The sequence below is a fragment of the Mesorhizobium huakuii genome (genome assembly GCF_014189455.1).
Taxonomy (GTDB): Bacteria; Pseudomonadota; Alphaproteobacteria; order Rhizobiales; family Rhizobiaceae; genus Mesorhizobium; species Mesorhizobium huakuii_A.
The window spans coordinates 5,657,059-5,681,047 of record NZ_CP050296.1 but is presented as its reverse complement, the minus strand read 5'-3'; the positions used below and the strand labels follow the sequence as shown (position 1 = coordinate 5,681,047).

Annotated in this window: 22 protein-coding genes, 1 tRNA gene and 1 pseudogene; 18 read left to right on the top strand and 6 right to left on the bottom strand. The window is 63.6% G+C overall.

All coding sequences use genetic code 11. The features are described 5' to 3' along the window. Positions 1-15: 15 nt before the first annotated feature. The gene (locus HB778_RS27430) at positions 16-1,224 is read right to left on the bottom strand and encodes an acyltransferase family protein (RefSeq protein WP_183458496.1); all 1,209 of its coding nucleotides are present in this window, start codon (positions 1,222-1,224) and stop codon (positions 16-18) included. A 123-nt stretch (positions 1,225-1,347) separates the two neighbouring features. Between HB778_RS27430 and speB the strand changes: the two genes are divergently transcribed. The 4 genes from speB to HB778_RS27410 all read left to right on the top strand — a co-directional run bounded on the left by speB (position 1,348) and on the right by HB778_RS27410 (position 4,557). After that, entirely contained in the window at positions 1,348-2,355 is a 1,008-nt protein-coding gene (gene speB / locus HB778_RS27425) for an agmatinase (RefSeq protein ID WP_010915634.1), read from the top strand. A gap of 30 nt (positions 2,356-2,385) precedes the next feature. Further along, the gene (argC, locus tag HB778_RS27420) at positions 2,386-3,312 is read left to right on the top strand and encodes an N-acetyl-gamma-glutamyl-phosphate reductase (RefSeq protein ID WP_183458494.1); all 927 of its coding nucleotides are present in this window, start codon (positions 2,386-2,388) and stop codon (positions 3,310-3,312) included. Further along, a complete protein-coding gene (locus HB778_RS27415; RefSeq protein WP_183458492.1) occupies positions 3,309-4,151 on the top strand; it encodes an aminoglycoside phosphotransferase family protein in 843 nt (280 codons plus the stop codon). The genes argC and HB778_RS27415 overlap by 4 nt, the downstream gene beginning before the upstream one ends. Positions 4,152-4,233: 82 nt before the next feature. Then, positions 4,234-4,557 (top strand): hypothetical protein, encoded by a 324-nt coding sequence (locus HB778_RS27410; protein WP_183458490.1) that lies wholly within the window; start codon positions 4,234-4,236, stop codon positions 4,555-4,557. Between the two features lie 19 nt (positions 4,558-4,576). Here the strand turns inward: HB778_RS27410 and HB778_RS27405 are convergent, their stop codons facing one another. After that, positions 4,577-5,668 carry a COX15/CtaA family protein gene (locus tag HB778_RS27405; protein WP_183458488.1) on the bottom strand — a complete coding sequence of 364 codons (1,092 nt, stop codon included), beginning with the start codon at positions 5,666-5,668 and terminating at the stop codon, positions 4,577-4,579. A 153-nt stretch (positions 5,669-5,821) separates the two neighbouring features. On the opposite strand from HB778_RS27405, the gene HB778_RS27400 reads away from it, so the two are divergent. Next, positions 5,822-6,037 (top strand): DUF2842 domain-containing protein, encoded by a 216-nt coding sequence (locus HB778_RS27400; RefSeq protein WP_023764097.1) that lies wholly within the window; start codon positions 5,822-5,824, stop codon positions 6,035-6,037. 13 nt (positions 6,038-6,050) lie between these two features. Here the strand turns inward: HB778_RS27400 and HB778_RS27395 are convergent, their stop codons facing one another. Further along, entirely contained in the window at positions 6,051-6,905 is an 855-nt protein-coding gene (locus HB778_RS27395) for a polysaccharide deacetylase family protein (protein ID WP_244661639.1), read from the bottom strand. 295 nt (positions 6,906-7,200) lie between these two features. Here HB778_RS27395 and HB778_RS27390 point away from each other — a divergent pair, with 295 nt between their 5' ends. Next, positions 7,201-8,430 (top strand): GNAT family N-acetyltransferase, encoded by a 1,230-nt coding sequence (locus HB778_RS27390; RefSeq protein WP_183458486.1) that lies wholly within the window; start codon positions 7,201-7,203, stop codon positions 8,428-8,430. Positions 8,431-8,433: 3 nt separating this feature from the next. Here the strand turns inward: HB778_RS27390 and HB778_RS27385 are convergent, their stop codons facing one another. Further along, complete coding sequence (locus HB778_RS27385; RefSeq protein WP_183458484.1) at positions 8,434-9,147, bottom strand: GntR family transcriptional regulator; 714 nt, start codon at positions 9,145-9,147, stop codon at positions 8,434-8,436. A gap of 259 nt (positions 9,148-9,406) precedes the next feature. Here HB778_RS27385 and HB778_RS27380 point away from each other — a divergent pair, with 259 nt between their 5' ends. The 6 genes from HB778_RS27380 to HB778_RS27355 all read left to right on the top strand — a co-directional run bounded on the left by HB778_RS27380 (position 9,407) and on the right by HB778_RS27355 (position 15,391). After that, positions 9,407-10,495 carry an ABC transporter ATP-binding protein gene (locus tag HB778_RS27380; RefSeq protein WP_183458482.1) on the top strand — a complete coding sequence of 363 codons (1,089 nt, stop codon included), beginning with the start codon at positions 9,407-9,409 and terminating at the stop codon, positions 10,493-10,495. A gap of 34 nt (positions 10,496-10,529) precedes the next feature. Continuing rightward, positions 10,530-11,819, top strand: coding sequence for an ABC transporter substrate-binding protein (locus tag HB778_RS27375; protein ID WP_183458480.1), 1,290 nt, complete (start codon positions 10,530-10,532; stop codon positions 11,817-11,819). A 250-nt stretch (positions 11,820-12,069) separates the two neighbouring features. Then, the gene (locus HB778_RS27370; RefSeq protein ID WP_183458478.1) at positions 12,070-12,981 is read left to right on the top strand and encodes an ABC transporter permease; all 912 of its coding nucleotides are present in this window, start codon (positions 12,070-12,072) and stop codon (positions 12,979-12,981) included. Between the two features lies 1 nt (position 12,982). Further along, positions 12,983-13,801, top strand: a complete 819-nt coding sequence (locus tag HB778_RS27365; protein WP_183458476.1) for an ABC transporter permease — start codon at positions 12,983-12,985, stop codon at positions 13,799-13,801. A gap of 2 nt (positions 13,802-13,803) precedes the next feature. Further along, complete coding sequence (locus HB778_RS27360) at positions 13,804-14,550, top strand: aspartate/glutamate racemase family protein (protein WP_183465244.1); 747 nt, start codon at positions 13,804-13,806, stop codon at positions 14,548-14,550. Positions 14,551-14,554: 4 nt separating this feature from the next. Further along, positions 14,555-15,391 (top strand): GNAT family N-acetyltransferase, encoded by an 837-nt coding sequence (locus HB778_RS27355; protein WP_183458474.1) that lies wholly within the window; start codon positions 14,555-14,557, stop codon positions 15,389-15,391. 16 nt (positions 15,392-15,407) lie between these two features. On the opposite strand, the pseudogene HB778_RS27350 reads toward HB778_RS27355, so the two are convergent. Then, positions 15,408-17,690 (bottom strand): annotated as a pseudogene (locus HB778_RS27350) (GumC family protein). A gap of 256 nt (positions 17,691-17,946) precedes the next feature. On the opposite strand from HB778_RS27350, the gene HB778_RS27345 reads away from it, so the two are divergent. The 6 genes from HB778_RS27345 to HB778_RS27320 all read left to right on the top strand — a co-directional run bounded on the left by HB778_RS27345 (position 17,947) and on the right by HB778_RS27320 (position 23,510). Then, the gene (locus tag HB778_RS27345) at positions 17,947-18,510 is read left to right on the top strand and encodes a polysaccharide biosynthesis/export family protein (RefSeq protein ID WP_183458472.1); all 564 of its coding nucleotides are present in this window, start codon (positions 17,947-17,949) and stop codon (positions 18,508-18,510) included. Between the two features lie 10 nt (positions 18,511-18,520). Continuing rightward, positions 18,521-19,651, top strand: coding sequence for a glycosyltransferase family 4 protein (locus HB778_RS27340; RefSeq protein ID WP_183458471.1), 1,131 nt, complete (start codon positions 18,521-18,523; stop codon positions 19,649-19,651). An 89-nt stretch (positions 19,652-19,740) separates the two neighbouring features. After that, positions 19,741-21,276, top strand: a complete 1,536-nt coding sequence (locus tag HB778_RS27335) for an undecaprenyl-phosphate glucose phosphotransferase (RefSeq protein ID WP_183458469.1) — start codon at positions 19,741-19,743, stop codon at positions 21,274-21,276. Next, positions 21,273-22,532 carry an O-antigen ligase family protein gene (locus HB778_RS27330; RefSeq protein WP_183458468.1) on the top strand — a complete coding sequence of 420 codons (1,260 nt, stop codon included), beginning with the start codon at positions 21,273-21,275 and terminating at the stop codon, positions 22,530-22,532. Before HB778_RS27335 ends, HB778_RS27330 begins: the two co-directional genes overlap by 4 nt. Positions 22,533-22,586: 54 nt before the next feature. Further along, positions 22,587-22,663 (top strand) — tRNA-Pro (locus HB778_RS27325). A gap of 490 nt (positions 22,664-23,153) precedes the next feature. After that, on the top strand, positions 23,154-23,510 hold the full coding sequence (locus HB778_RS27320; RefSeq protein WP_183458467.1) for a DUF2934 domain-containing protein: 357 nt from the start codon (positions 23,154-23,156) through the stop codon (positions 23,508-23,510). 45 nt (positions 23,511-23,555) lie between these two features. Here the strand turns inward: HB778_RS27320 and HB778_RS27315 are convergent, their stop codons facing one another. Then, positions 23,556-23,882, bottom strand: coding sequence for a hypothetical protein (locus HB778_RS27315; protein ID WP_183458466.1), 327 nt, complete (start codon positions 23,880-23,882; stop codon positions 23,556-23,558). Between the last annotated feature and the right edge of the window lie 107 nt (positions 23,883-23,989).

The following is a 23,989-nucleotide window of genomic DNA, read 5'->3' as shown; positions in this document are numbered from 1 at the left end:
TCGCGATATGGGGCGTCAGATGCGCTTCGACAGCCGGCGGAACCAGGCCAGGGCCGGCATTTCGACCAGACGCCAGGAGACCCAGGAGGCGGCGATGGTGGCAATGAGCATCAAGACGATCGCCACGGTCCCGGTCCAGCCGGCGCCGAAGCCCGTCGCCGGCGAGCCGCGCAGCACGATGTCGCCGACCAGGCTCAGGCCGAGCTTGTGCTCGACGAGCCCGGCAATGTTGATCAGGCGCGCCTGGACGAAGATATGGACCATGTAGATCGAGTAGGACAGTGCGCCGAGCGTCAGCATGAACGGCGTCCTCAGCAGAGCAGAAATCCAGCCACCCTCATGGGCGAACAGAAACAGCGCCAGCGCAAACACCAGGGGTGCGGCGATGCCGAAATCATTGCCGCCCGCCATCGAGACGAAAAGCACGATGACCGCCACCATGACGATTTCGGCAAGGGTCCAGCTCAGCCGCGGGCCGCCCCTGGCGAGGAGCTGTCGCGCCCCTGCAATGGAATCATGCTGAAACCAGGCCAGCAGGGCTCCGAGCGAGAAGCCATAGAGGCAGCGGATGAAGCCGAAATCGTAGGACACATCCATATGATGCGTGGAGAAGCCGAGCAGGAACAGCGGCGCGGTGACGGCGGCGGCGACAAACCATATCCAGGCACGCGCGCCGGCGATGAAGACCACGCCCGCGAACAGGAGATAGGCGAAGAACTCCGCCGAAATGCTCCAGCTCGGCGCATTCCAGGTCAGATGATCCTCGAAGCCCATCCCTTGCAGCAGGAACAGATTGGCAAGCAGGCTTGTCAAATCGAAACCGCCGGTGAAGGGGGCGGCGCCGGCGCCATGCAGTTGCGGCAGCATCAGCCGCAGCAGCTCGAACCCGGCAAAGGCGGCAAGCATGACGAGGTGCAGCGGATAGATGCGGCCAAAACGCACCAAAGCGAAGCGGGCGACCTGTACCGGCTGGCTCAGCCGATTGCCATGGCTGCTGGCGATGACAAAGCCGGAAAGGACGAAGAAGAAGTCGACGAAAAGATAGGACGAACCAACGAGGCTGCTCTGCGAGATCGCGGAAGCGGTCGGGAAATGAAACAGCGCCACCAGCAGCGCGCAGATGCCGCGCCACGAATCGAGAACCTGGAAGCGCTCGCCTGCTATCGTACCGGCATGGGTCGACACCATGGCATCGGACGGACTAAGAAACGCGGCCTGCGTCATGATGGTACAAATCCTGTCTTGCCGTGGCACCCGGGCGGCGCCGTTTCGTCTCCCCAAGCTGTGACTGGCATCTTCCATGCCGGTTCTGTAGTTGTTGCACCCCGATGAAAACGAGGACCAGTAATGGCGACCAAGAACATCGACCACGCCTTCACCGCCCGCTCCAAAACGGGCGGCGCCCTTGAGCCGACCTATTCCGGCGCGCTGTCGTTCATGCGGCGCAAATACACCAAGGACGTGAAGGGCGCGGATGCGGTGGTGTGGGGCATTCCCTTCGACGCCGCCGTCACCAACCGGCCCGGCGCCCGATTCGGGCCGCAGGCTATACGCCGCGCCTCGGCGATCCTCGACAATGATCCGCAATATCCGTTCTCGCGCGATCTGTTTGAACATCTCGCGGTGGTCGATTACGGCGACTGCCTGCTCGACTCCGGTAATCACCAGAAAACACCCGGCACGATCGAGCGCGAGGCGGCGAAGATTCTGAAATCTGGCGCTTTCCTTTTGACGCTCGGCGGCGACCATTTCGTCACCTGGCCGCTGCTCAAGGCGCATGCCGCAATCCATGGCCCGCTCGCCTTGGTGCAGTTCGACGCGCATCAGGACACGTGGGAGGATGACGGCAAGCGCATCGACCACGGATCCTTCGTCGGCCGCGCGGTCAAGGAAGGCATCATCGATCCCGACCGATCGATCCAGATCGGCATCCGGACGCACGCGCCCGATACGTTCGGCATCAAGATCCTCTACGGGCACGAAATCGAGGAAATGCGGGCGTCCGACATCGCCTACGCCATCGTCGACCGCACGGGCGGCAAGAAGACGTACCTCACCTTCGACATCGACTGCCTCGACCCGGCCTATGCGCCGGGAACCGGCACGCCGGTGGCCGGTGGGCCGTCCTCGGCGAAGATCCTGTCGACGCTGCGCCAGCTCAATCAGGTCGATATTGTCGGCGCCGATGTCGTGGAGGTTGCGCCGGCCTATGATCACGCCGATATAACGGCGATCGCCGGCTCGATGGTGGCCATGCAATATCTCGGCCTGCTGGCTGAACGAAAGGCGCGGCAGGAAGAGATGAACAACGGCAATCACAACGGTGCCGCGGTAAATCACGGTAACGGCATATAGTGTTGAAACGTCAGGGAATTTAATCAGTCCATGAAACCGAAAATCTTCATCGACGGCGAGCACGGCACCACCGGCCTCCAGATCCGGGCGCTGCTTGCCGAGCGTGGCGACCTGGAGATCATTTCCATCCCGACGGAGCGTCGCAAGGAAACGGCGGCGCGCGCCGAATTCCTCAATGCCGCCGATATCGCGATCCTCTGCCTGCCGGACGATGCGGCGAAGGAGAGCGTCTCGCTGATCGCCAACGACACCACCAAGGTCATCGATGCGTCGACCGCGCATCGCGTCGCCGAAGGCTGGGCCTATGGCTTCGCCGAAATGGACAAGGATCAGGCCAAGGCGATCGCCATGGCCAAGCGCGTCGCCAACCCCGGCTGCTGGCCGCAGGGACCGATCGCGACGCTCAGGCCGCTGGTCACCGCCGGGCTGCTGCCGGCCGATTTCCCGATCGCCGTCAACGGCATTTCGGGCTATTCGGGCGGCGGTCGGCCGATGATCGAGGATTATGTCGCCAAGGGCGAGGACGCCTCGGAGTTCCTGCCCTATGGCCTCACCCTGCAGCACAAGCATGTGCCGGAACTGCGGGCCTATGCGAAGCTGTCGCATGACCCGATCATGCAGCCGGCGGTCGGCAATTTCGCCCAGGGCATGATCACGGTCGTGCCGCTGCAGCTTGGCAGCCTCGACCATGTGCCGACGGGTGTGGAGCTTCATGCCGCCATTGCCGACCATTTCGCTGCCATCAAGGGCGGCGTGGTCGAGGTGGCGCCCTATGCGCATCTGGAGCGCATGCCGGAGATCGATCCCGAGATCTACAACGGCACCAACCGCATGAAAGTCTATGTCTTTGCCAACGACAAACGCGCGCAGGCGCTGCTGCTGGCGGTCTATGACAATCTCGGCAAGGGTGCCTCGGGCGCCGCCGTCCAGAACATGGACCTGATGCTCGGTCTTTGACGGACGCACCAGCCTTCCCGGCGCGCTGGAAAGTCAGCGCGCCGGAACTCATTGCCGAAACCTTTTCGAGCCGCATCTGGAAGGTTGTTCGCGAAGACGGCTCGCCGGCCATCGTCAAGGCGCTCAAGCCTTTCGACGATGTCGCTGACGAATTGCGCGGCGAACATTTCCTCGCCTGGCGGCGCGGCGAAGGCGCGGTGCGCCTGCTTGGCCGCGACGGCCACAGCATGCTGCTGGAATATGCCGGCGAAACCCTGCTTACGCGGGTTCTCGATGAACAGGGCGACAACGCCGCGACCGCGATCGCGGCTGAGGTGATGGCAAAACTGTTTTCGCCATCCAAACATCCCTACCCGCCCGAACTTCAGCCGCTCAGGGAGCGGTACGCCAGCCTGTTCAGGAAGGCCGCGACGGATCGCGCTACCGGTGATGACAGCCTCTATGTCGAGGCCGCAGCCATCGCCGAGCGACTGCTGGAAAATCCGTACGATATCAGGCCGCTGCATGGCGACCTGCACCACGACAACATCCTGCACGGGCCGCGTGGCTGGCTGGTGATCGATCCGAAGGGCGTGCTTGGCGATCCCGGCTTCGATGCCGCCAACATGTTCTACAACCCGCTTGACCGCGACGCGCTTTGCCTCGATCCCCTCCGGATCGCGTACATGGCAGAAGTCTTTGCCAAGACGCTTGGGCAGTCACCGGCGGCGATACTGGACCATGCCATCGCCTATGGCTGCCTGTCCGCGGCCTGGCACCACGGGGACGACAACGCGGTCGAGGAGAATCGTGAACTGTCGATCGCCGAGGCGATCCGGACGGTGCGGACGCATTTCTGACCTCAGGGAACAGCTGAAGTAATCGATTGTTCACCATGATCGGCTACTGACCATGTCCTGGCGCCCACCCCAAGGATTTGTCATGGTCAGCGCAATCTCGGGTTCCTCCTCCGCAACCCAGTATTCCTCGTCCAGTTCCTCGAGCAATGCAGCCCAGGAGGCCGCGCTCGAAAAGCAGATCCAGGAGCTGGAAGACCAGGCCAAGGCGATCACCGATGAGGTCAAGGCCGCCCAGGTGCGGCAGGACATCGCCGTGGCCCAGGCCAAGCTTGACGCCCTCAGAGCCGCCGACGCCGACAAGGCTGCCAAGGCCGCTCAGAGCCAGTCGACGCCGTCCGCCGCCGCTGTGCGTCAGGCCGAGTTCGACGGAGAGAAAACCACGCAGTCCAATGAATTCTGGATGTGACGGGGCCAGGGGCCCTGCATCATCTCCTAAGCGCGATCTCCTGCGGCAAGGGGTAAGCCCCTTTGGTGCCGCGCCAATGTGCGGCGGCAAAGCCCAGCACGATCAGTGCGAAACCCTGATGGGTGAGCGCCATATGCAGCGGCACATGCATGAGCAGCGTGCCGATGCCGATCGAGGCCTGCACCAGCACCAGCACAAACAACAGCGTCGCACGGCGCGCATGGGTTGAGCCCGGCAGCCGCCGACGCGTGGCGATCATGTGCCAGAGCGCGACGGCGAAGACCGTATAGGCGCCGAGCCGATGCACGAACTGCACCGTCTTCGGGCTCTCGAAGAAATTGCGCCATGCAGGTTCGAGGATCAGCAGATCGCCGGGGATGATCTTGCCGTCCATCAGCGGCCAGGTGTTGTAACTCAAGCCCGCATCAAGCCCGGCGACCAGACCGCCGAGATAGATCTGGATCAGCGCCAGAAGTACGATGAAGCCGGCCAGGCGCTGCGTCGAACGATCGGCCGCAGGCTCGGAATGCGGCGCCAGCCCGCGCGCGACGACCATGGTGGCGGTGAAGATCAGCGCCGCCAGCGTCAAATGCGTCGCCAACCGGTACTGGCTGACGGAAACCCGATCAACCAGGCCGGAGGCCACCATCCACCAGCCGATGGCGCCCTGCAGGCCACCGAGAAGCAGAATGCCGACCAGCTTTGGCCCGAGGCCACGCTCGATGCGGCGTGTTGCCCAGAAGGCCAGCAGCGGCAAGGCAAAGACCAGGCCGACGCTACGCGCCAGGATGCGGTGCGCCCACTCCCACCAGAAGATCGACTTGAACGCCTCGATGCTCATGCCCTTGTTGAGCTCGGTGTATTGCGGGATCTGCTGATAGCGCTGGAATTCCTCCTGCCACTCGGTGTCGTTGAGCGGCGGAATGACGCCATGGATCGGCTGCCATTCGGTGATCGACAGGCCCGACTCGGTAAGCCGCGTGGCGCCGCCCACCAGCACCAGCGCAAACAGCACCAGAAGCACGATATAAAGCCAGCCGCGCACCAGCGCGCGGTTGCGCAGGTCACGGTCGCGGGCGACGTATGGTGCGGCGGCTGATATGGCAGCCATGATCTTGTCCCGTCCGGTTGAATGTCGCGGATTGGTGAACCATCGCACCGGCACTGGCAAGACTGTGCAGCGCGGCACGCCGTCGCGCCTGATGTCGCGGGTTGCGTGCGTCTTGCGTTCGGCCTAAGCGATAGCCATCAACGAGACCATACCATGCCTATTCGCCTGAAAAAGCTGATCGGAATGTTCCTGCTGGTGGCACTGGTCATCATCTATGCGCTGGTCGCATCGATCTTCGCGGTCGCGCGGCTGTCGGAGTCCGGCGCGTTGGTGCAATTCCTGTTCTTCCTGTTCAGCGGCCTGCTCTGGGTGCTGCCGGCGATGGGCATCATCAAGTGGCTGATGCTGGAGCCGCGGGCGAAGCGCTGAGCCTGCCCGTTGATCAGATGGTGACGAGCATCTTGCCGGCATTGGCAAGCGGCGTCGTCACACCCGACAGCATGGTGCGGATGTGGGCGAGGTTCTGGTAGCGGCCGTTGATTGAAATGCGCGGCAAGGCATGCAGGAAGCCGGCATGTTCGGCTCGCAGCACGCCATGGCGGGTCGTCACGGCGGAGGTATAGCCGGCGTCACGGACAAAGCCGACTTCGCGGCAGCCGACGGCGCTGGCATAGCCGTAGGGATAGGCGAAATGGCTGAGTTCCCTACCGAGTTCGGCCCGCAACATATCCTTCACGGCGCCGATCTCGTGCCGCGCATCGGCTTCGGAAAGCCGCTTCAGGTTGCTGTGGTTGATCGTATGGGCGCCGATCGTCACAAGCGGGTGCGCGGCAACGGTACGAATCTCATCCCAGTTCATCAGTGTCCGCAGGCGCGGAGCATCCGCGTCGACGCCATTTGAAGCGGCGAGATCGCGCAGCACGGTCCGCAGATCTTCCTCGCGGACCTCGGTGGCGAGATAGGCATGCAGCCGGGTTATCGCCTGGGTTTTCCTGGCCGGGGTCGCGCAATCGATCACCGCCGGACCGTTCGAGGTCGCCAGCGTCAGGCGTTCGCTGGCATTGACTATGTCCTCGGCGACATCCCACCACAGATCGGCGGTGCCATCGATCAGCCCCGGCGCGACATAGATGGTGATCGGCGCACCGTGCTTTTCCAGCACCGGCAGCGCCTCGGTCATGTTGTCGCGATAGGCATCGTCGGCGGTGATCGTGGCGAACCGGCCGCCCTTGCCGCCTGCCTTGATGCGCTCGACGGCTTCGTCCATCGAGACGAAGGCATAGCCGTCCGCCTTCATGTCGGCGATCACCGCGTCGAGGAAACTCGGCGCAATGTTGAGGTGCCGGTTGACGCTGTCGGGCTTCTCGGGGGGTCGCCGTCACGCGGTGCAGCATCAGGATGGCGCCGATGCCGCCGACAAACGGCCTGGCCAGCGGTGCGAGGCCGGTATAGCGCGCGACGTTGAGCGCCAGCTTCCGGATTGCCTCCCCACCGTCGATCATTCATTCACCTTTTGCGCCTAGGCTGATCCAAGCACGGAATACGCCTGAGCGCCCCCCAAATCGGGATCAATACGCCTTAAGGATTGAGGTATGGTTGACGCAATGGCGTCATTTGACGGCAATCGGCTCGCGGCGACCGAGGCTTCGCCACGCGCCCTGCCGAAGGATGCCCAGGGGCTGTCGGTTTCCGTTGCCGCGGCCGACGGGCTGGCGGCCTATGCGGGGTTCTGCCGCTCGGCGCTTAGCGCGCCGGCACAGGGCGCGACATGGATCCTGAACTGGGCCGCTCAGCTCAAGCCTGATCTTGTCGTGGCGACGCTCACGCTCGAAGGCAAACCGGTCTTCGCCCTGGCTCTGGAAGTCGTCAACCAGGGCCCGTTTCGGGTCGCCCGTTTCATGGGTGGCCGCCACGCCAACGGCAATTTCGCCGCCGCCGATCCGCAATGGCTGGCCAAGGCGGATAGCGCGGCTATCCGCTTGATGCTTGCAGCCATCGCCAGGGCCCGTCCGGACATCGATCTCATCACGCTGGAACGACTGCTGCCCGATCTCGACGGCATCGCCAACCCGCTCGCATCGCTCGATCATTTCGCCAGCCCCAATCTTTCGCTGGCCGTCGACCTTGCCGGTGGCTTCGATGCGCTGCTGCTGCGCGCCAGCGGCAAGCGCAAACGCAAGAAGCATCGTTCACAGACGCGCAAATTCGAGGCTGTCGGCAGCCACCGGCGCATCGAGGCGCGCAGCGCGGACGAGGTGGACAGGCTGCTCGACGCCTTCTTCGACATGAAGGAGCACCGCTTTCGCAAGATGGGCATTGCCAATGTCTTCGGCGACGATCAGACCCGCGCCTTTTTCCGGGGGCTGTTCACGCAAGCGCTGGCCTGGGACCCGCCGACTTTCGTGCTGCACGGGCTGGAGGTCGCCGGCAAGCTGCGCGCCGTCACCGGGTCGAGCCGTTCCGGCAAACGCCTGATCTGTGAGTTCGGCGCGATCGCCGAGGACGATCTCGCGCACAGCAGTCCCGGTGATTTCCTGTTCTTCGACAACATCCAGGAAGCCTGTGAGACCGGTTTTGCCGTCTATGATTTCTCCGTCGGCGACGAGCCCTACAAGCGGCAGTGGTGCGATCTCGAAACCCGGCATTTCGAAGTGCTGGTGCCGCTGACGCTGAAGGGCCGCGCGCTGGCGCAGACGCTTCGCCAGGGCGCACGGCTGAAGGCTTTCGTCAAGAACAGCCCGACGATCTGGAAGCTGACCAAGATGCTGCGCCGCAAGGCGGTTGGGCAGGCAGCGCCCACGGCTGGCGAGGACGAGAGCTAACTCTCAGAAATTGAGAGCTTCCTTGAGCGCTGGGCCCGCCCTGACGCGCAGATCGAGATCGGCCTCGATGTGATCGATGTGATGCAGCATCAGCCGGCTCGCCCGTTCGCAATCGCTGCTTTCCAGTGCACCGACAATTTCCGTGTGCTCGCTGTGACCGCAGGCTGACACACCGGACCGCCCGTAAAGCGCGATGACCAGCGACGAACGTGCTACCAGCTCCTCCATGAAGCGCTGCAGGATGGCGTTGCCGGCGACCGAAGCCAGCAACAAATGGAAATCGCCCGACGCCTTGATCTCGGAGCGTCGCGCATTCGGGCCGCGCTCGGCGATGAAGCGGCCTTCCTCGTCGAGTTGCGCCCTGAAGGCGACGATGTCGGCTGATGTGACGCGCCCGCAGGCGGCGATGGCAATGCCTGGTTCGATCAACCGGCGCGAAGCGAAGACCTGACGTGCTTCCTCGGGCGACGGGTTGGCGACGAACGCGCCGCGGTTGCGCTCGGTGCGCACCAGGCCTTCGAACGACAGCATCTGCAAGGCCGCGCGGGCGACAGTGCGCGACACGTCGAACAGCGTGCCGACCTCGCCTTCCGACAGTTTGGTGCCCGGCGCCAGCCGACGATCGACGATGGCGTCGCGCAGCTGGTCGCGGATCGCCTGAGCGCGATCCTGCGTGGCGCTGTCGGTGGCGGAATAGATCTGGTCGGCGATGTTCATGGCGATGTTCCCGCACCCTTCTAACGCGACTCATCCTTGTCGTACGAGAGGCAAAGTGGACACGAAGGCAAAAAAGATTGCATACGATTCTTGTGCAGATCGCGCACAATCGCCCATTATTTGTGCAATGCGCAAGATGGCTCGCCTGACAGGCAATGCCCAGGAACCCTGATTTTTAAGACAATTCAAATACTTGGCCGGTCGCTCCGATATTGGCACGCATGATGCATTGGTTAATGCGACCAAAAGGGAAGTCTGAATGTCCAAAGCCGCCGAGATCGACATCGTGTCCGTTTCGAAAATCTATGGAACGACGACCGCCGTCGAGGACATCAGCCTGAAGATACCGGCGGGCACCTATTGCTGCCTGCTCGGCCCCTCCGGCTGCGGCAAGACCTCGACGCTGCGCATGATCGCCGGCCACGAAAGCATCTCGTCCGGCGATGTCCGCCTCGGCAACACCGTCGTCACCGACCTGCCGCCGGCCAAGCGCGGCACGGCGATGATGTTCCAGTCCTACGCGCTGTTTCCGCATCTCGACCTCATCGACAATGTCGCCTTCAGCCTGAAGATGAAGGGCGTCGACAAGGGTGAGCGCCGCGCCAAGGCGCTCGACATGCTCAAACTGATGCAGATGGAAGCCTATGCGACGCGACGCCCGGCACAGCTTTCCGGCGGCCAGCAGCAGCGCGTCGCGCTGGCTCGCGCCCTGATCACCGATCCCGAGGCGCTGCTGCTCGACGAGCCGCTTTCGGCGCTCGATCCGTTCCTGAAGATCCGCATGCGGGCCGAGTTGAAGAAGCTGCAGACGTCGCTCGGCATCACCTTCGTCCACGTCACCCACAGCCAGGAGGAGGCCATGGCCTTGGCGGACCTGATCGTGGTGATGAATGACGGCCGCATCGAACAGGCGGCCCCGCCCCGCCACGTCTTCGAGCGGCCGGCCACGGCTTTCGTCGCCCGCTTCATGGGCGACCACAATGTCATCTCCGGCCGGGTCACCGGCAGCCAGGACGGCATGGTCACCTTCGGCGTCAATGGCGGCGGCTCGCTCGCCGCCAGCGGTGCACCGCAGGAAGCGGGAGCGCCGATCGACATCGCCATCCGCACCGACCATGTGCGCATCGGCGACGCGCCCTCGCCCGGCCTCGGCTTCACCGGCATCGTCGCCAACATCGAGTATCGCGGCGCCACCGTGAAACTTTCCGTTACCGGTGCCGGCATCGACGATTTCACCGTCATCGTCGACGATTCCGACTTCTTCGCCAAACCCGTCGCCATTGGCGACGCCGTACCGCTCGCCTGGGATCCGCAAGACGCGATCGTGCTCGGCCGCCTTCATTCATGACTCCAACCAAGCAAAACAAGACAGGGGAATAGACATGACAAACACCAAAGAAACCAAGACTGGCATTTCGCGCCGCTCTCTGCTCAAGACAGGTGCCGCCGCCGTTGGCCTCGCCGCCGGCTCGGGCGTCATCACCGGCTTCCCGACCATCTGGGCGCAGTCCAACATCACGCTGCGCCAATTCGGCACCGGCGTGTCGAACCTCAACGCCATCGCTGACAAGTGCAAGGCCGACCTCGGCATCACGCTGGAGATGACGGCGACGGATTCCGACGCCGCCGCGCAGCGCGCCGTGACCCAGCCCGACAGCTACGACATCGCCGATATCGAATACTGGATCTGCAAGAAGGTGTTCCCCACCGGCGTGCTGCAGCCGATGGATGTCAGCAAGCTGAAATATTACGACGAGCTGGTGCCGCTGTTCAAAACCGGCAAACTCACCCCCGACAGCGTGATCGCCCAGGGCACGGCGCCGCACACGGTCGGCTATGTCGAGGCACAGGACTCCAAGACCTTCGCCAAGGCGCCGACCAACTGGTTCACCATGGTGCCGACCATCTACAACGCCGATACGCTGGGCATCCGCCCCGACCTCGTCGGTCGCGACATCACCACCTGGGCCGACATTATGGACCCGGCCTTCAAGGGCAAGACCGCCATCCTCAACATCCCGTCCATCGGCATCATGGATGCCGCCATGATCATGGAAGCCACCGGCAACATCAAATATGCCGACAAGGGCAACATGACCAAGGACGAGATCGACAAGACGATCGACTTCCTGATCAAGGCCAAGCAGGGCGGTCAGTTCCGCGCCTTCTGGAAGTCCTTCGACGAGAGCGTCAATCTGATGGCGTCGGGCGAAGTGGTCATCCAGTCCATGTGGTCGCCGGCGGTGGCCGCCGTGCGTTCCAAGGGCATCCCTTGCCGCTTCCAGCCGCTCAAGGAAGGTTACCGCTCATGGGGCGGCGGCCTTGGCCTTGCCGCCCATCTCAAGGGCGCCGAGCTCGACGCGGCCTATGAATACATCAACTGGTACACGTCGGGTTGGGTCGGCGGCTACCTCAACCGCCAGGGCTACTACTCGGCCAACATGGTCTCGGCCAAGAAGTTCATGACCGAGGACGAGTGGGGCTACTGGATCGAGGGCAAGCCGGCCAAGGGCGAGATCAAGGCACCCGACGGCACCGTCATGGAAAAGGCCGGCGCCGTGCGCGACGGCGGCTCGTTCGAGGAGCGCATGGGCAAGGTCGCCTGCTGGAATTCGGTGATGGACGAGGACCGCTACATGGTGAAGCGCTGGAACGAGTTCATCGCGGCGTAAGGAAACAAGCGCCCCTCCTCTTCCCCTTCTCCCCTTGTGGGAGGAGGGGGATCGACGCGTAGCGCCGAGACGGATGAGGGGTGTTCCAGCGGAGTGAGACGTTGGTGTTCCCTGGAGCACCCCTCATCCGACCTCACTTCGTGAGGCCACCGCCCCGGGGCGAGCCACGGGTCTCGCCCCGTCCTTCGGACCCCACAAAGGGAGAAGGTGCCCGCTCTGCCCGCACCGCGAACCTGCACCGGGAGAATTGATGACAGTCGCGCTCGAACGCCCCACCATCGCCGCCAGCCCCACCAGGCGAGGCCGCCGCTTTTCGCTCGGCGCCGTCACGCCCTATCTGCAGTCGGCTCCGCTGGCGCTGATCCTCGGCGCGTTCCTGCTTTTGCCCATCATCATGATCGTCGTCGTGTCCTTCTGGGATTACGACTTCGCCGCCATGTATCCGGATTTCCTGACCACCAACTATTCCGATGTGCTGGGCTCCTGGGTCACCTGGAAGACCTATCTCAACACCATCAAATTCGCGGCCATCGTCTGGGCGCTGACCTTGTTCATCGGCTTCTGGGTCGCCTATTTCCTCGCCTTCCACATCCGCACGACAGCCATGCAGATGGTGCTGTTCCTGGTCTGCACCGTGCCGTTCCTGACCTCCAACATCATCCGCATGATCTCGTGGATCCCGGTGCTCGGCCGCAACGGGCTGATCAACTCGACGCTGGTGCATCTGGGACTGGTGCCAAAACCCATCGAATGGCTGCTCTATTCCGAATTCGCGGTCGTGCTGGCCATGGTGCATCTCTACACGCTGTTCATGGTGACGCCGATCTTCAACACGCTGATGCGCATCGACCGCTCGCTGGTCGAGGCCGCACGCGATGCTGGGGCCTCCGGCTGGCAGGTGCTGTGGAACGTCATCATTCCGCTGGCGAAGCCCGGCATGGCGATCGGCACCATTTTCGTCGTCACGCTGGTGATGGCCGATTTCTCCACCGTGCAGGTGATGTCGGGCGGCCAGAGCGCATCTGTTGCGCTGATGATGAAGAACCAGATGTCGCTGCTGCAATATCCGGCCGCAGCCGCCAACGCCGTGGTGCTTTTGGTGCTGGTGCTTCTGATGGTCGCCGGCATCCTGCGCATCGTCGATATCCGCCGGGAGCTTTGACGTGAGCCACGAAAAACGCACCCTCGAATTCTACGTGCTCGCGGCCTTCTTCGCGCTGTTCGTGCTGTTCCTCTACGGTCCGCTGTCGGCGATCCTGATCCTCTCCTTCCAGGGCGAGACCGGCGGCCTCACCTTCCCGCTCAACGGCGTGTCGCTGCACTGGTTCGCCAATCTGTTCGAACGCCAGGCGGTTGGCGATTTCGGCGGCAGCTTCAAGCGTTCGCTGGTGCTGGGCCTGATGGTGATGATCGTCACCGTCATCGTGTCGCTGCTCGCCGGCCTTGCCTTCCGGCAAAAATTTCGCGGCGCCACAGCACTTTTCTATCTGGCGGTGGCCAGTCTCGTCGTGCCCTCCATCATCATCTCGCTGGGCATCGGCGTGGTCTTCCAGCAGGTCGGCTTGCGCCCTGCCTGGTATACGTCGGCCTTCGGCGCGCATCTGACCTGGACCTTGCCGTTCGGCGTGCTCATCATGTTCGCCGTCTTCAACCGCTTCTCGCCGGCTTACGAGGAGGCCGCGCGCGATCTTGGCGCCACCTCCTGGCAGACCTTCGTCCATGTCGTGCTTCCGATGATCGCGCCGAGCCTGATCGGGGTCGGCCTGTTCGGCTTCACGCTCTCGTATGACGAGTTCGCCCGCACGCTGATGACATCGGGAACCTTCAACACGCTGCCGCTCGAGATCTATGGCATGACCACCAATGTCACGACGCCGGTGCTCTATGCGCTGGGCACGGTGACCACCGTGTTTTCGTTCCTGGTGATCCTGGCGACGCTGGGTGCCATCCTCTACGTCGGCCGCCGCCGGGCGAGAGCGTGACCGTGCAGATCCTGGTGGTGAACCCCAATACGACGGCCAGCATGACCGAGACCATCGGTGCGGCGGCGCGCGCAGTCGCCGGCGCCTGGACCGAAATCGTCGCCGTCACCTCATCAACGGGACCAGCTTCGATCGAGGGCTATTATGACGAGGCGCTGGCCGTGCCGGGCCTACTGATGGAGATCGCCGCCGGCGAACGCGTCGGTGCTCAAGCCGCGGTCATCGCCTGTTTCGACGACACCGGCCTCGACGCCGCGCGGGCCATGGCCGCCATCCCCGTCATCGGTATTTGCGAGGCGGCACTCAGCATGGCCTCCTTCATCGCCCAGCGTTTCACCGTCGTCACCACCACCGAACGCTCGCGCGTGCCGGTGGAGGGGCTGGTGCAGCGCTACGGCATGGCAGGACGGGCGCGTGTGCGGGCCGCCGACATTCCGGTGCTGGCGCTCGAGGATCCGGCATCAGGCGCGGTCGGTAAGCTGCGCGACGAAATCGCCCGCGCTGTGGAGGAGGATCGTGCCGAGGCCATTGTGCTTGGCTGCGCCGGCATGGCCGACCTTGCCCATCAGTTGCAGGCCGATTTCGGTCTGCCGGTCATCGACGGTGTCGGCGCCGCGATCAAGCAGGCCGAAGCGCTGATTGCGCTCGGCCTGTCGACATCGAAGCGCGGTGCCTATGCCAGCCCGCTGGCCAAGCCCTATCGTGGTATGCTGAAATCGTTCTCGCCCGGAGCTGTCGCCGCGGAGTGAGCACATGGAACCGACCATCCGCACGCTGTCGCTGGGGGAATTGGCCGACCTCATCGACTGGGCGGCGGCGGAGGGCTGGAACCCCGGCCTTGAAGACGCGGCGATGTTCCAGGCGGCGGATCCAGAGGGTTTCATCGGTGCTTTTGTCGGCAACGACATGGTCGCCGCGATCTCGGCGGTGGCCTATGGCCCCGATTTTGGGTTCATCGGGCTCTACATCTGCCGTCCGGACATGCGCGGCAAGGGCTACGGCAAGGCGGTTTGGACCGCGGGCATGGACAGGCTGGCCGGGCGCACCATCGGCCTCGACGGCGTCGAAGAGCAGCAGTCCAACTACCGGAGCAAGGGGTTCAAGCCGGTCTACGAGACCATCCGTTACAGCGGACGCCCTACGGCCTTGCCCGTCGGCGCCGATCGGCCTCGTATCGTGACCGCGCAGCCTGTGCCCGACATCATCGGATATGACGCGCTTTGCTTTCCCGCACCCCGGCGCTCTTTCCTGCAGCGATGGTTGCTGCCGCCTCACCGTGCCCTGACAGCGATCACATCGCGGGGAACGGCCGGCTATGCGGTGGCGCGATCCTGCCGCAGCGGCTTCAAGATCGGCCCGCTCTTCGCCGACGACGCGCAGACAGCACTTGAATTGGTCGGAGAGCTGGCGAGCGTATGCGAGGGTGGCGAATTGAACATCGACGTCCCGGCCACCCAGGTGGATTTCATCGCGGCGCTCGAGGCGGCGGGTTTCGCACCGACCTTCAGCACCACCCGCATGTACAAAGGCCCCCCGCCAAAGCTCGATGCCAACAGGATATTCGGGGTGACGACGCTGGAGTTGGGATAGGCCGAGGGCGCGGCTTTCAGGCCGCGGAGCGCCGTCCCGGCGTGCCCGGCGGTTCGTGGCCAAGCGGCGTCACCAGCGTCAGGTCGGGGTAGCCGCTCTCGATCAGCTTGACCGCGGCTTTCGTCACCTCGTCGTCCGGCTCGAGCATGGACAGGAACACTTCGGTGGCCTCGCCGCCCAGGCGGCTGATGCCTTGCGCATCGGCCGGCCCGCATTCGACCACCACAAGATCATAGGCGGTGGTCAGCGACTGCATGATGATCGGCAGCCGGTCGGCGGCGCGCATGGCGCGAACCGGATCGGCGGTGCCGACGGGAATGACGTGGCAGTCGGAATAGAGATCGGCATGGATGACGTCGCTGAACTGCGCCTGCGAGGCGAGCAGATCGGTGATCCCCGGGAAAAGCCCGCTGTCCAGCATCGGCCGCGAAGCAGCACCCGAGGCGGTGAGGTCGAGCAGCAGCACGCGCAGGCCGGCGTCGGACACTTCGCGCGCCACCAGGATCGCCGACGCGGCCGCCTCGTCGCCTTCGGGCGACACGAATATGGCGCGCGCGGCCCCGCTGGCGATCAGCTTTTCCGCGGCCTTCTCGATGTCGATCTCGCCAAGCACCGAGCGCGGCCGCTCGGCCTTTATAACGGGCTCCGGCTCGGCCACGGATGCGGCCTCTGCGACAGGCTCGGCCTTGGCGGCCGGATCGGGCTCGGCAACGGGCACCGGCTGCACCACCATCTCCGGCTCCGTCACTGTTTCGGGCCATGGCGCCCCGGCGGCACGATTGGCGAACTCACTGGCGACGGCCGGCTCCAGGCGGACGGATGGCTGCGGAACCGCCTGCTCCTGGTAGGCAGTCGGCGGCATCTCCACTTCGTCGATCGGCGCGAAACGGGCGCCCGGGGCTGGGCGCATGGCGCGGCCCGAGAAGAGCTCCTTGAGCAGCGTGAATATAGCCGCCAGCAGAAGCGAAGCCGCCGCAGCCGCGCCAACGATCGGCCCGACCTTGGGGAAGTATGGCTCGGAGGGCACCGAGGCCGGTGAGGAAACCCGGGCGTCGACCGGCACATAGTTGCGGTCCTGACGCGATGCCGCCTCGCGGTAGTTGGTCAGATAGAGTTCGAGCTGCTGGCGCTTGGCGGCCGCATCGCGCTGCAGCGCGTCGAGACCGACCTGCTCGTTGCCTGCCTGTGCCGACGCTGCCTTCAGTTGATTGACGTCGGAGATGAGCTGGCTTTCGCGCGCCTTGGCCGCATCGGCCTGCATCACCAGGCCCTTCATGATCTTCTGGGCTTCGCTGCGGATCTGCGCGTCGAGATCGGCGAGCTGTGACTTCGCGGCGCGAACGCGCGGATGGTTGTCGAGCATCGTCGTCGACAAGTCGGCGATGGTGGCGCGCAACTCGACCTGCCGCTCCCGCAAACGCTGGATCAGGTCGGACGACAGCACTTCCGGCAGCGAGTCGAGCGAGCCGCCATTCTGCAGCGCCTTGCGCACGTTGTCGGCAGTGCCTTCGGCGCGGCGCGGTTGGCCCGCACCCGCGACAATTCGGTCGACAGCTCGGCCAGTTGCTGGGTGGCCAGGGTGGCATTGTTGCCGCCCATCAACAGGTCTGATTGGCCGCGGTAGGCCGCGACCTTGGCCTCGGCATCCCTGACCTGCTTCGACAGATCGGCGATCTCGGGCGCCAGAAAGTCCGCGGCGGCGGTGTTCGATCTCGCTCTTGGCCGCGCCCTGCCCGGCAATATAGGCAGCGGCAATGGCGTCGGGGATGGCGGCGGCGAGCTTCGGGTCCTCGGAGGAGAACTCGATGGCGATGATGCGGGTCTTTTCAACGCCAAAGACGTTGAGCTTCTCGCGCATCTTCTTCAACACGCGCTCGTCGGCCGGAACATCCATCGGGTCGTTCTTCAGCCCAAGCAGGATCAGCACGCGGCTCAGCGACGACATGTTGATCGTTTCGTCGAACTCAGGCAGTCGCCCCAGGCCGAGCTTCTGCGCCACCTGTTTGAGGATTTCGTTGGACGAAATGATCTGGACCTGGGTGGCGACGCCTTGCTCGTCGAGGATCGGCTTGTCGCCGTCATTGTTGCTGCCGGCCGGACGGGTGTAGACGGATTCGCGCGGTGCGATTTCCACCTGCGTCTGGGCCTTGTAGTGCTTGGTCGCGAACGAAGCGAAGGCAAACGCCAGACCCGTCACCACCAGAACGAAGAGCAATATGCGCAGCCAGTTCCTCGCCAGGCTGGCGAAGAGCTGCCTGAGGTCAACGTCGACATCTGCGGCCGCGGACTGAACGGACATGCATCCCTACTCCGAAACTGGGTCAGGGTGCACCGTAAACAACTATGGTAACTCAGCCGTTAAGATCGCGGTAATACTCCGTTAGGGATTACTGCAAGCACCCAAGAAAATCGATAAAAATGGCAAAACCCTTGCTTCGCGCAGCGCTATCGGCCGGCTCCTTTACCGGCCATTAACCCTAACAGGATGATAACGAACCCGATCCCAGATGTTTGCTGCGACGCCGCAGCGGCCAGTCGAAGGTACGTATCCGGTCATGAAAAGCACTGCTTCCCTCTTTCACGCTCTGCTTGCCGTATCGATGCTCGCCGGCTGCTCCAGTTACCGGCCGACGCCGGCCGCCTTCCACGAGGTTCTCGATCAACCCTATCGTCTCGGCGCCGGCGACCGCATCCGCGTCACCGTGTTCGAGCAGGACGGGCTGACCAACACCTACAGTGTCGACCAGTCCGGCTACCTCTCCTTCCCGCTCGTCGGCGCCATTCCTGCGCGTGGCCACACCGCGCAGCAGATGGAAAAAGAGATCGCCGACAAATTGCGGCAAGGCTATCTGCGCGACCCCGACGTCTCGGTCGAGATTGATCGCTACCGGCCGATCTTCGTCATGGGCGAAGTGGGGGCTGCCGGCCAGTATTCCTATGTGCCCGGCCTGACCGTGCAGAAGGCCATCGCCATTGCCGGCGGCTTCTCGGCGCGCGCCAACCAGGAAAGCGTCGACATCACCCGCGACATCAACGGCAAGGTGATGACCGGCCGCGTGGTCACGTCCGATCCGCTGCTGCCCGGAGATACCGTCTACGTCCGCGAACGCCTGTTCTGACAGACACCACGTGGCGGACAAGCTCAGGATCGTCCACTGCTTTCGTTCACCCGTCGGAGGAATTTTCCGGCATGTGCGCGACCTGACCGAAGCGCAGGTCGCCGCCGGCCATGTGGTGGGCATCGTCTGCGACTCGACCACCGGCGGCGAATTCGAGGAGCACCTGTTCGAGCAGATGAAGGACATGCTGGCGCTCGGCATCCATCGCACGCCAATGCAGCGCCATGTCGGCCCGGGCGATCTCGCCTCGGCCCGGCGCACCTACAGGATCATCAAGGAATTGCGGCCGGACGTGTTGCACGGGCACGGCGCCAAGGGTGGCGCCTATGCCCGTCTGTTCGGCTCATTGTTGCGGGTATCAAGGTCTCGCGTAGCCCGCCTTTATTCGCCGCATGGCGGCTCCCTCCACTATGACGAAACGACAGCCACGGGGAAGCTGTTCTTCGCGCTGGAGCGCTCCATGGCGCGCTTCACCGATTGCCTGCTGTTCGTCTCGGACTACGAGCGGCGGGCCTATCGCAGGAAGGTGGGCGAGCCGCCGATCCCCAACATGCTGGTCTACAACGGACTGCGCGCCGCCGAATTCGAGCCGGTACTCATCACACCGGACGCAGCGGATCTGCTCTATATCGGCATGATGCGGGACCTGAAGGGACCCGACATCTTCATCGACGCCCTGGCCGCCGCCGGTCCCCGGCTTGGCCGCGCGCTGACCGCGGTGATGGTCGGCGATGGTGACGACCTGCCGCGCTACCACGCGCAAGTGGAGCGCCTGGGGCTTCAAGCCCATGTCCGCTTCCTGCCGCCCATGCCGGCCAGGGAGGCCTTCGCGCTGGCGGCGCTCGTCGTCGTTCCCTCCCGCGCGGAAGCCATGCCCTATATCGTGCTGGAGACACTTGCCGCGGCGAGACCGATGATCGCCACCGCCGTCGGCGGCATACCGGAGATCTTCGGTTCCGACTCCCTTGCCTTGATCCGGCCCGATCCGCTCGAACTCGCCGACAAGATGAGCGAGGCGCTGGCCGACCTTGCCGCCTATGGCAGGCTGATGCCCGATGGCGCCGGCCTCAGGGCGCGCTTCGGCGCCGACGTCATGGCCGCCGAAATCGAGAAGGCCTATTTCGCCGCGCTCGACAGGTAACGCCCAGGCCTTTCCAAAGCCATGCGTTGTTTCAAGGGTTTCTTAGCTCTCTTTTGCTAATCACCCTGGGGAAGCTTGCGGACTGTTCCATGAATGAGATCGATCCCGCGCACCGCTTTTCACCCGAAGCGGTGCGTAAATTCGACGGCCCGGCCGATGGCGATGCGCCCGGCGGCATGAACGACGTTGCCCGGCAGGTCGCGTCGCAATACCGGCGCGATACGATGTCGCCGATCATGGTCAGCGGCGTCCTGCGCATGATCGAATTCGGGGTGCTGTTCCTTTCGGGGCTCTGCGTCTATTTCTACTTTGTCGGGTTCTTCAATTACCTCGCCTGGCAATATCCGGTGACGATGGCCGCCGCGTCGTTCCTCGCCGTGGTGCTGCTCGATGTCACCGACTGTTACCAGGTCGTCTCCCTGATGCGGCCGATCGCCAACTTTGGCCGGATCCTGTTGGCCTGGGCCGGCGCCTTCGCGCTGATGGCGTTGACGGCCTTTGCCATGAAGATGTCGGAAGACTATTCGCGGCTTTTGTTCGGCACCTGGTTCGTCGTCGGCTTCGTCCTCCTCTTCGGCCTCAGGCTGGTGATGTCGAGACTGATCCGGCGCTGGGCACGCGATGGACGCATGGAGCGGCGCGCCGTCATCGTCGGCGGCGGCAAGGCGGCGGAAGTCCTGATCCGCTCGGTCGAGAAGCAGCCTTACAACGACATCCGCATCTGCGGCATCTTCGATGACCGCTCAGACAAGCGCTCGCCGCCGATCGTCGCCGGCTATCCCAAGCTCGGCACCATTTCGGAACTGATCGAATTCGCCCGCATCGCCCGCATCGACATGCTGATCGTATCGCTGCCGTTGACCGCCGAAACGCGTGTGCTGCAGCTGTTGAAGAAGCTGTGGGTGCTGCCGGTCGATATCCGGCTTTCGGCGCATTCCAACGCGCTGCAGTTTCGCCCGCGCGCCTATTCCTTCATCGGCTCGGTGCCGATGCTCGACATATTCGACAAGCCGATCAACGACTGGGATTCGGTCGCCAAGCGCGCCTTCGACATAATCTTCTCGCTGATCGGCATCATCGTCTTCTCGCCGGTGATGCTGGCGACCGCGATCGCCATAAAACTCGACAGCAAGGGACCGGTGCTGTTCAAGCAGAAGCGGCACGGCTTCAACAACGAGATCATCGAGGTCTACAAGTTCCGCTCGATGTACACCGACCGGTCGGATCCGACCGCCAAGCAGACGGTGACCAAGAACGATCCGCGCGTCACCCGCGTCGGCCGCTTCATCCGCAAGACGTCGATCGACGAACTGCCGCAGTTCGTCAATTCGCTGCTGGGCTCGCTGTCGCTGATCGGCCCGCGTCCGCACGCGATTGCCGCGCAATCGCACAACCTCCTCTACAACGAGGTGGTCGACGGCTATTTCGCCCGCCACAAGGTCAAGCCCGGCGTCACCGGCTGGGCGCAGATCAATGGCTGGCGCGGCGAGATGGACACCAACGAGAAGATCCGCATGCGGACAGAGTACGACCTCTACTACATCGAGAACTGGTCGCTGCTGTTCGATCTCAGAATCCTGTTCCTGACGCCGGTCCGGCTGCTCAACACGGAAAACGCCTATTGAGCGCGATTTCCCATGAGCTGCCGCGAGCCGCGGTCAACGCCAAGCTGATCGCGCTGATTTCTTCCGCTGCGGTGGTGGTCGGTATCCTTCTGTCCGGCTTCGTCATCAGCGAGCCGGCGCCTTACGAAATCTACATGGCCGGGCTGATCGCCATCTGGGCGCTCTTCGGCTTGCGGATTTCCCGCGCGGCCATGCCGCTGCTGGTGCTGCTGGTGACGATGAACATCGGCGGCATGATTTCGATGACGCAGATGGCGGACCTCGCCTTCACGCCGCTCTATCTCTCCGTGTCGCTGTTTCTTGCCTTCAGCGCGGTGTTCTTCGCCTCCGTCACCGCCACACAGCCAGGCCTCTACCGGCTGATCTTCAATGCCTATGTCGTCTCGGCGGTGGCGACCTCGCTGCTCGGCATAGCAGGCTATTTCCATGCCTTCCCCGGCGCCGAGATGTTCACCAAATACGATCGCGCCGCTGGTGCCTTCCAGGACCCGAACGTTTTCGGGCCGTTTCTGGTGCTGCCCGGCATCTATCTGCTCTATCTGATCCTGACCGGTTCGGTCTCGCGCATGCCGTTGCTGGCGGTGCCGCTGCTGATCATCACATTGGGCATCTTCTTCTCTTTCTCGCGCGGCGCCTGGGGCATGTTCGCCGTCTCTGCCGTGCTGCTCACCGGCTGCCTGTTCCTGCAGAGCGCCAGCGGCAAGTTCCGGCTGCGCGTGGTGATCATGACCATCGCCGCGCTGTCACTGCTGACGATCGCCATCATCGTCATCCTGCAACTGCCCGGCGTGTCGGAGATGTTCTCCAGCCGCGCGCATCTCGAACAGAGCTATGACACCGCCCGCCTCGGCCGCTTCGCCCGCTACGGAATCGGCTTCCAGATGGCGATGGAGCGTCCGTTTGGCATCGGGCCGCTGGTCTTCGGCAAGATGTTCGGCGAGGACACGCACGACATCTGGCTGAAAATGCTGATGGACTATGGCTGGCTCGGCTTCGTGTCGTTCCTGACGCTGGTCGCCTGGACCATAGTGGCCGGGTTCCGCATCCTGCTGCGCGACCGGCCGTGGCAGCCCTATCTCCTGTGCGCCTATGTCGCCTTCATCGGCAATATCGGGCTCGGCACCTTCATCGACATCGATCACTGGCGCCATATGTATCTGCTGCTCGGCCTGATCTGGGGTGCCATCGCGCTGGAATACCGCCATCAGCGGCTGTTGCGGCCGGCATTTCCGGGCGTATCGGCGATCGCGCGATAAACACCGAATTTCGGTTGACCCGGGCGGGGTTATCACGATACATCGCGACCGGTCCGGAGTGTAGCGCAGCCCGGTAGCGCACTTGACTGGGGGTCAAGGGGTCGTCGGTTCGAATCCGGCCACTCCGACCATTAAAAACAAAGGCTTAGCCGTTTCCCCCAGAGGTGGCTATAAAATTTCTAGCCACATTGTAGCCAGCGAGCCTCGCGAGGCCCAGAGCAGTCGCTCCAGCAGCCTCGGAACCTTCCCTAGTCCGATAGGTTGAGTCTCGTGACGGCGGAGCATTTGTTTGTCCCTCATGCGGACGTCGGGCCTCGTACCCTTATTCGCCGTCACGCCTACCGCGCGACGTATGCCCGTAGCACCTTCGCTTAGGGCGGCAATACCCTCGTACAATTGCAGCGCGTCATTGCAGCCGATACTTTATTAGCTGTCGGCCATCAACCCCCCCCAAGCGATGGCGCGAACCAAGCTCCCCCCGCGAGCTTGAAATCAACCCGCTGCCAACCCCTCCCGGCAGCGGGTTTTTTCGTGGTGGGGCCATACAAGAAAAATCACCCATTCCGTGCTGGATCATTCCGTCGCGCTCAGCGTTGGTTGATATCAACACGGAGCATCACCATGGACGACGAACGGGACGAAGCAATTCAGCGACGCGCATACGAAATTTGGGAGCGCGAAGGCGGCGTGCATGGCGATCCGGAGAAACATTGGCACCAAGCTGAGGCTGAAATCGAGCGCGAGGCTGCACTGGAGGCCCGCCAAGGCACCACTACCGCGTTATCGAGCAAGGCAAAGAAGCCGCGCCGCGGCGAGACCTCCATTTCTGACGTCATGACCGTCGAGGCCCTGGCGATGCGAACCGGCATCACCGGCGATCAGGCACAAGACCTTATAGACCGGCTGGGCGATGACCGGGCGGCAATAGAGGATGCGGCGCGGAGCTTGGCCGCTGGGCAGCAGAATTTCAGCAAATAGAAACCCCGCACTAGGCGGGGTTCTGTCGTTGTGATGTGGGAGCGGTTAGGCGTCGGCCAGCCAACATGCAGGACACAACGCCGTCTGATGCAGCAAGCACTCTAAGCACGGCTCGCTGCCCGGTACGACGTCCACCAGGCTGTCACCCAGTATCATCCTGTCGCGGTTCGGATCCACGTTCATAAAAGAGCGCAGGCCGTACACCTCGCGCCCTTTGCTGGTCTTAACCCGCCCCATAACAAGCGACGGTAAGATTTGGTCTTTGTGGGAGATGCACTGGCCTAGCTTGAAGCGCCAGGTGGTTGGCGGCTGTTCGGCGTTAGCCGCGCTGCTACTCGAGTGAAATTCCTGACCTTCATCTAAAACGGTCATTCTCAGTTCTCCAGTTTGGCCTCTCCAGGCCCCACGCCGGATGGCCCGGCTGCCGGGGGAGAGAGGCGACTGGAGATCGCTGGCAAGCTTTTAGGCGCTTAGCCTTG

Excerpts from the sequence above, each read along its gene's own strand:
- HB778_RS27430 (WP_183458496.1), bottom strand. The coding sequence starts at position 1,224 with ATGACGCAGGCCGCGTTTCTTAGTCCGTCCGATGCCATGGTGTCGACC.
- speB (WP_010915634.1), top strand. The coding sequence starts at position 1,348 with ATGGCGACCAAGAACATCGACCACGCCTTCACCGCCCGCTCCAAAACG.
- argC (WP_183458494.1), top strand. The coding sequence starts at position 2,386 with ATGAAACCGAAAATCTTCATCGACGGCGAGCACGGCACCACCGGCCTC.
- HB778_RS27410 (WP_183458490.1), top strand. The coding sequence starts at position 4,234 with ATGGTCAGCGCAATCTCGGGTTCCTCCTCCGCAACCCAGTATTCCTCG.
- HB778_RS27405 (WP_183458488.1), bottom strand. The coding sequence starts at position 5,668 with ATGGCTGCCATATCAGCCGCCGCACCATACGTCGCCCGCGACCGTGAC.
- HB778_RS27400 (WP_023764097.1), top strand. The coding sequence starts at position 5,822 with ATGCCTATTCGCCTGAAAAAGCTGATCGGAATGTTCCTGCTGGTGGCA.
- HB778_RS27395 (WP_244661639.1), bottom strand. The coding sequence starts at position 6,905 with ATGAAGGCGGACGGCTATGCCTTCGTCTCGATGGACGAAGCCGTCGAG.
- HB778_RS27390 (WP_183458486.1), top strand. The coding sequence starts at position 7,201 with ATGGTTGACGCAATGGCGTCATTTGACGGCAATCGGCTCGCGGCGACC.
- HB778_RS27385 (WP_183458484.1), bottom strand. The coding sequence starts at position 9,147 with ATGAACATCGCCGACCAGATCTATTCCGCCACCGACAGCGCCACGCAG.
- HB778_RS27380 (WP_183458482.1), top strand. The coding sequence starts at position 9,407 with ATGTCCAAAGCCGCCGAGATCGACATCGTGTCCGTTTCGAAAATCTAT.
- HB778_RS27375 (WP_183458480.1), top strand. The coding sequence starts at position 10,530 with ATGACAAACACCAAAGAAACCAAGACTGGCATTTCGCGCCGCTCTCTG.
- HB778_RS27370 (WP_183458478.1), top strand. The coding sequence starts at position 12,070 with ATGACAGTCGCGCTCGAACGCCCCACCATCGCCGCCAGCCCCACCAGG.
- HB778_RS27355 (WP_183458474.1), top strand. The coding sequence starts at position 14,555 with ATGGAACCGACCATCCGCACGCTGTCGCTGGGGGAATTGGCCGACCTC.
- HB778_RS27345 (WP_183458472.1), top strand. The coding sequence starts at position 17,947 with ATGAAAAGCACTGCTTCCCTCTTTCACGCTCTGCTTGCCGTATCGATG.
- HB778_RS27335 (WP_183458469.1), top strand. The coding sequence starts at position 19,741 with ATGAATGAGATCGATCCCGCGCACCGCTTTTCACCCGAAGCGGTGCGT.
- HB778_RS27320 (WP_183458467.1), top strand. The coding sequence starts at position 23,154 with ATGGACGACGAACGGGACGAAGCAATTCAGCGACGCGCATACGAAATT.
- HB778_RS27315 (WP_183458466.1), bottom strand. The coding sequence starts at position 23,882 with ATGACCGTTTTAGATGAAGGTCAGGAATTTCACTCGAGTAGCAGCGCG.